The organism is Streptomyces sp. UNOB3_S3, from assembly GCF_020740895.1.
Lineage (GTDB): Bacteria > Actinomycetota > Actinomycetes > Streptomycetales > Streptomycetaceae > Streptomyces.
In genome coordinates, this window is record NZ_JAILXP010000449.1 from 1 (window position 1) to 5,401 (window position 5,401).

The window sequence follows — 5,401 nt, forward strand, 5'->3', positions numbered from 1 at the left end:
CAGTTGTGCCAGCTCGGCGGGCTGCCCCTTCGACCCGCCCGCCGAGCTGGCACAACTGCGCGACACGGCACCGCTGCGCCGGATGCGCTACCCCGACGGCCATCTGGGCTGGCTGGCCACCGGCCACTCCGTGATCCGCGAGATAGCGGCGGACCGCCGCTTCAGCTCGCGGTACGAGTTATTGCATCTGCCCGTCGCCATCCCCGGGGTCACCACCGCGCCCCCGGCCACCCTCGGGGACCTCACCGGCATCGACCCGCCCGAGCACACCCGCTACCGGCGGCTGCTCGCCGGGAACTTCACCGTCCGCCGGATGCGCGCCCTCACCGCCCGCGTCGAGGAGATCGCCGCCGAGCACCTGGACGCCATGGAGCGCCAGGGCCCGGACCTCGACCTCGTGGCGGCCTACGCCCACCCCGTACCGGCGCTGATGATCTGTGAACTGCTGGGCGTGCCCGAGGACGAGCGCGAGGGCTTCCGGAACCGTGCCGCGACGGTGAGCGGCGCGAGCGCGACGGCCGAGGAGCAGCACTCCTCCCTGGCCGCGCTCGGGGAATTCGTCCGCGAACTGGTGCCCGTCAAACGCGCCGCCCCCACCGACGACCTGCTCAGCGACCTGACCGCCACCGATCTCACCGACGAGGAGGTCGCCGGCCTCGGCAGCTTCCTCCTGGCCGCAGGCCTCGACACCACCGCGAACATGATCGCGCTGGGCGCCTTCGCCCTCCTGAGCCACCCCGAGCAGGCCGCCGCCCTGCGCGCCGACCCCGGCCTCGCCGACGGGGCCGTCGAGGAACTGCTGCGCTATCTGAGCATCGGCCACACCGGGGCGCGGGCGGCGCTGGAGGACGTCGAGGTGGACGGCACGCTGATCAAGGCCGGCGAGACGGTCACCCTCTCCGTCCAGGCCGCCAACCGCGACCCCGCCCGGTTCACCGACCCCGACACCCTGGACCTGAGCCGCACCGCCACCGGCCACCTCGCCTTCGGCCACGGCATCCACCAGTGCCTGGGCCAGCAACTGGCCCGTGTGGAACTGCGCGTCGCCCTGCCCGCCCTCTTCACCCGCTTCCCCTCGCTGCGCCTGGCCGTCCCGCCGGAGGAGGTGCCGCTGCGCGACGACATGAGCCTCTACGGAGCCCACCGGCTTCCGGTCACCTGGGACCCGACGGAGGAACGATCCGGGTGACCACCGTTTCCACGAGCCGGTCGAGCTCGGTGTCGGAGAGCACGTCCGGCAGCGTGAAGTGCTCCAGCAGTACACCGGTCATGGCGAGATAGAGCACGAGCACGGTGTCCGCGTCGCCGGGCAGGCCGGCGTCCAGGTGGAAACGGACGCTCTCCTCGAAGGCGGCGCGGACGGCGCGGTTGAGCTCGGCCTGGAGGGCCGGGCGGCGGGTGGCCTCCAGACGGAGTTCCAGCATGGCCAGATAGCCGGTGCGCTCGGCGGTCATGCGGCGCACCAGCCACCGCATGAGCTCCGTCACCAGCTCGCGCGAGGGGGCCGCCCGCATGGTCTCCCCGACCTGGGTGGGGTCGGGCGTCATCCGGACGTGGATGCGCCGGCCGGCCTGGGTGAACAGGTCGTCCCTGCTGGTGAAGTAGTTGGACGCCGTCCCGACGGGCACCCCGGCCTGTGCGTCGACCGCGCGGAAGGTGAGCCCTCGCGCCCCCTCGCGCGCCAGCACCTCGATGGCGGCGTCGACGAGAGCCGTTCTTCGTTCCGGGTTCCTGGCCATCCGTCATGTCCTTTCGGTGAGCCGCGAAATGGGGCTTGCGTAACCACTACAGGTGAAGCACTATATGCGAAGTGGTTCGAACGTCGTCTACGAGAACGAGGAACACCTTGCGCAAGCTCACCTACTTCGTCGCCTGCTCGATCGACGGCTTCATCGGCGACCCGAAGGGTGACGCGTCGTCCATGTACCAGTTCGTCAACGAGGAGTTCCTGGACTACCTGAAGACGGAGTACCCGGAGACCGTCTCCGCCGAGGGCCGCGCGGCCCTCGGCATGACGGACCTGGAGCACCGGCGGTTCGACACGGTCGTCCAGGGCCGGGGCAGCTACCAGATCGCCCTCGACGTCAACATCACCAGCCCGTACGGGCACCTGCGCGAGTACGTGGCCTCCCGGACGCTCGGGGAGTCGCCCGACCCGAACGTCACGCTCATCACGGAGGACGTGCCCGGCGCGATCCGCAAGCTCAAGGCGGAGGACAGCGAGCTCGGCATCTGGCTCTGCGGCGGCTCCCGGCTCGCGGGCGAACTGCTCGACGAGGTCGACGAGCTGGTCATCAAGACCTATCCGCAGGTCTACGGGTCGGGCATGCCGATGTTCGGCTCGGACTTCGCGGTCACCGACTTCACCCTGGAGTCGGTCCGCGTGTTCGACAACGGCGCCCTGGTGCGGACGTACAGCCGCAAGCGCTGACGCGCCGGGCGCGCACGGCTAGGGCCGTGCGCGCGGGGCGATGGCCAGGACGGCCACGTCGTCGTGGAGCGCGAGGGTGTGCCGGGGGAGGTCGGCGTCGAGGAAGTCGACGACCTCCCCCGGCTCCGGGGCCGGGCGGCCGCCGAAGCGGTCGCGCAGCCGGTCCAGGAGGGGATAGAAGTCCCCGGCCGCGTCACGGGCCTCGACCAGCCCGTCGGTGCACAGCAGCAGCACGTCCCCGGGCCCGAAGGGATGGCTGTAGGCGACGGGTTGCCCGTCGGCGAGCGACGCCAGGCCCAGGGGCAGGGCGGGCGGCCCGGTGAGGACGTGGACCTCGCCGCCCGAGATCAGGACGGGCTCGACATGCCCGCAGTTGACGATCTCCACCCGCCGGGCGAGGGCGTCGTGCTCGACGAGGATCGCGGTGACGAACAGCTCGTCGTCCGGCACCGCCGCCGCCTCGCGCGCGACGCAGCGCTCCATGTCGACGGCGATCCCCGTCAGGTCCTTCGCGTCGTGGACGGCCTGGCGGTAGCAGCCCAGCAGATCGGCGACGGTCCGCACGGCGGCGAGCCCCTTGCCGCGGACGTCGCCGACGACGGCGCGCTCGCCCGCGTCCGTCGCCCGGATCTCGAAGAGGTCGCCGCCGACCAGGGACTCGGCGGGCCGGTAGACCCCGGCCGCCAGCACCCCGCCGACCTCCCGGGGCACCGGCCGCAGCAGGGTGAGCATCAGCGCCTTGGCGACCGAACTGGCCCGGACCAGACGGGCCGCCTGCCGCCGCCGGTGCCCGGCGAGCACGGTGCCCAGGACGCCGACGACGGCCGTGGAGACATACGCGCCGACGTAATGACGCTCCCACAGATCGTGCGAGGGACGCCCCGCGCAGCACACGCTCCCCGCCAGGGTGCCCTCCAGCGCGACGGCGAAGACGGTGACAGCGGCGACGCCCAGGGGGCCGTGGGCGAAGGCGGCGATCACGGGAAGGGCGATGAGCAGGAAGCTCACGGGCCACTTCACGGGAGTGAGCGGCTCGATCAGCAGCACGGCGGCGACGTAGACGGCGGGCAGCCACCGCATCCAGACCGGCGGCTCGGGCGCCTCCAGACCGGTGTCGCTGAGCCGCGCCGGACGGGCGGCTTCGGCCCCGCCGGCGTCGTCGCGCTGCCGCTGCCTCACCCGCCACTCCTCTCGAGTTCCCGTCGCGCGGCCCGTGGGCACGGTCACCGCGCCGCCGCGGGCACGACGCGCGGCGGCGCGTCCCGCCATTGAGCCACGGCGGCGCGCCCGTACGACGAACCCGTCGGCGGCACTCGCCCGTCCGGCCGAACGAGCCCGTTCCATCGGCCGAGGTGGCGCCGCCGCCCCGCGCCGCCCGCCCGGGGCGGCCTGTACGCGCCGGTGCCGCGGCCGTACTCTCGGGCCCGGAACGCACATGCCCGGGCGCGCACGACGGCCCACGACGACGACCTCCGGGACGGGACGTTCACGTGACGACGACACCACCGCACGGCTATGTCTTCGACAACGAGAACGAGCACGCGACCGAACAGCACCGCTGTCTGGCGGCCGCCTACGACCCCTTCACCACCCGCCGGCTGACCCGGCTCGGCGTGGGCCCCGGCGCCCGGGTGCTGGAGGTGGGGGCCGGGGGCGGCAGCGTGGCCCGGTGGCTGGCCGGCCGCGTCGTGCCCACGGGATCGGTGCTGGCCACGGACCTCACGCCGCGGCACCTGGCGCCCGCGCCGGGCCTGCGGGTGCTCACCCACGACATCACCGGCGACCCGCTCCCGGAGAACGAGTACGACGTCATCCACGCCCGGCTGGTCCTGCTCCATCTGCCCGGACGCCTCGACGCGCTGCGGCGGCTGGTCACGGCGCTGCGGCCCGGGGGATGGCTCCAGCTCGACGGGTTCGACGAGACCACCTACGGTCCGCTGATCCCGGTGGGGGAGTCCCAGGAGGCGGCCCGGGCCGCCTACGGCGCGTACCTCGACGCCAAGGTCTCCCTGCTGGAGTCCGCCGGGGCGGCTCTGACCTGGGGCCGGGACGCGGCCACCGCCATGCACCGGGCGGGGCTGACCGACGTCGACGCGGAGCCCGAGGTCCAGCGGTGGCGGGCGGACTCCCCGGGCACGGCCCTCCAGATCCACAACACCCGGCACCTGCGCGACCGCTTCCTGGCGGCAGGCATGACCGACGAGGGGCTGGAGGCCGCGCGGGCGGCCATGAGCCACCCCGACTTCCTGGCCGCCTCCTGCCTGATGTACTCGGTCCAGGGGCGGAAGCCCGGCGCCACCGGACACACGTAGTCACCGCCGTGCCGCCGTACGTACCCGGGCCCGGACATGCGTCAGCCCCCGGCGCTCCATCCCCGGCTCGCGAATCTCGGTCGTCGCCTCGATTTCGCCGCCGGTTCTGTGCCCTTCCGGGGGCCTGGCCAGTTGCCGAGATGGGGGTCACTCGGATTCGATGAACGTCTCCATCGAACGGTGCGGCTCTCACCGGTTGTCTGGTGTAATGGCCATTTTCCTCCCGCTATGTCCAAAGTCAAGAGGATACCAGCCGGTAATATGAAGAATGTCCGGGCCGGCTTTCCGGGGCCCGCCGCCCGGCCCTCTCAGGCGCGGGCGGCGACCGTCCGGGCCATCCCCGGGAGGAAGTCCGTGAACAGCTCGTGGATCTCGCGCACCAGCGGCCGCAGCACCCGGAAACGGGCCAGCACCACACCCCGGGAGGTCAGCCGGGCGCCCCGGCCGGCCAGCCGGCGGCTGCGCTCGCCGCCGGGGGAGCGGTCGAAGACCCAGTACATGGTGAGCCCCATCTGGGACAGCCACATCAGCTCCGGCAGCACGTCGGCCAGCTCGGCCGGCACCTTCGTCCTGGAGCCCGCCAGCACCTCGCGGTGAATGGCGATGGCCGCCTCGCGGGCGTGCTCGGACTCGGGGGAGAAGGGGCTGAGGGGGCTGT

5 protein-coding genes and 1 pseudogene are annotated in these 5,401 nt (G+C 72.9%); 3 read left to right on the forward strand and 3 right to left on the reverse strand.

Features of this window, described 5'->3' with window-relative positions; genetic code table 11:
- On the forward strand, nt 1-1,189 hold a 1,189-nt coding region (locus K6I33_RS31370; protein WP_229357939.1), incomplete at its 5' end, for a cytochrome P450.
- On the opposite strand, the gene K6I33_RS31375 is transcribed toward K6I33_RS31370, so the two are convergent.
- A complete protein-coding gene (locus tag K6I33_RS31375) occupies nt 1,155-1,739 on the reverse strand; it encodes a TetR/AcrR family transcriptional regulator (RefSeq protein WP_229357940.1) in 585 nt (194 codons plus the stop codon). The genes K6I33_RS31370 and K6I33_RS31375 overlap by 35 nt on opposite strands.
- A gap of 107 nt (nt 1,740-1,846) precedes the next feature.
- On the opposite strand from K6I33_RS31375, the gene K6I33_RS31380 reads away from it, so the two are divergent.
- On the forward strand, nt 1,847-2,431 hold the full coding sequence (locus tag K6I33_RS31380; protein ID WP_229357941.1) for a dihydrofolate reductase family protein: 585 nt from the start codon (nt 1,847-1,849) through the stop codon (nt 2,429-2,431).
- An 18-nt stretch (nt 2,432-2,449) separates the two neighbouring features.
- Here K6I33_RS31380 and K6I33_RS31385 read toward each other — a convergent pair whose 3' ends face one another.
- A complete protein-coding gene (locus K6I33_RS31385) occupies nt 2,450-3,610 on the reverse strand; it encodes a PP2C family protein-serine/threonine phosphatase (protein WP_229357942.1) in 1,161 nt (386 codons plus the stop codon).
- Nucleotides 3,611-3,921: 311 nt separating this feature from the next.
- Between K6I33_RS31385 and K6I33_RS31390 the strand changes: the two genes are divergently transcribed.
- Complete coding sequence (locus K6I33_RS31390; RefSeq protein ID WP_229357943.1) at nt 3,922-4,743, forward strand: class I SAM-dependent methyltransferase; 822 nt, start codon at nt 3,922-3,924, stop codon at nt 4,741-4,743.
- Between the two features lie 308 nt (nt 4,744-5,051).
- Here K6I33_RS31390 and K6I33_RS31395 read toward each other — a convergent pair.
- Nucleotides 5,052-5,401: pseudogene (locus tag K6I33_RS31395) on the reverse strand (TetR/AcrR family transcriptional regulator); the annotation flags it as partial.

Bases quoted from the DNA above. Each gene is read 5' to 3' on its own strand.
- K6I33_RS31375 (WP_229357940.1), bottom strand. From the start codon at position 1,739: ATGGCCAGGAACCCGGAACGAAGAACGGCTCTCGTCGACGCCGCCATC.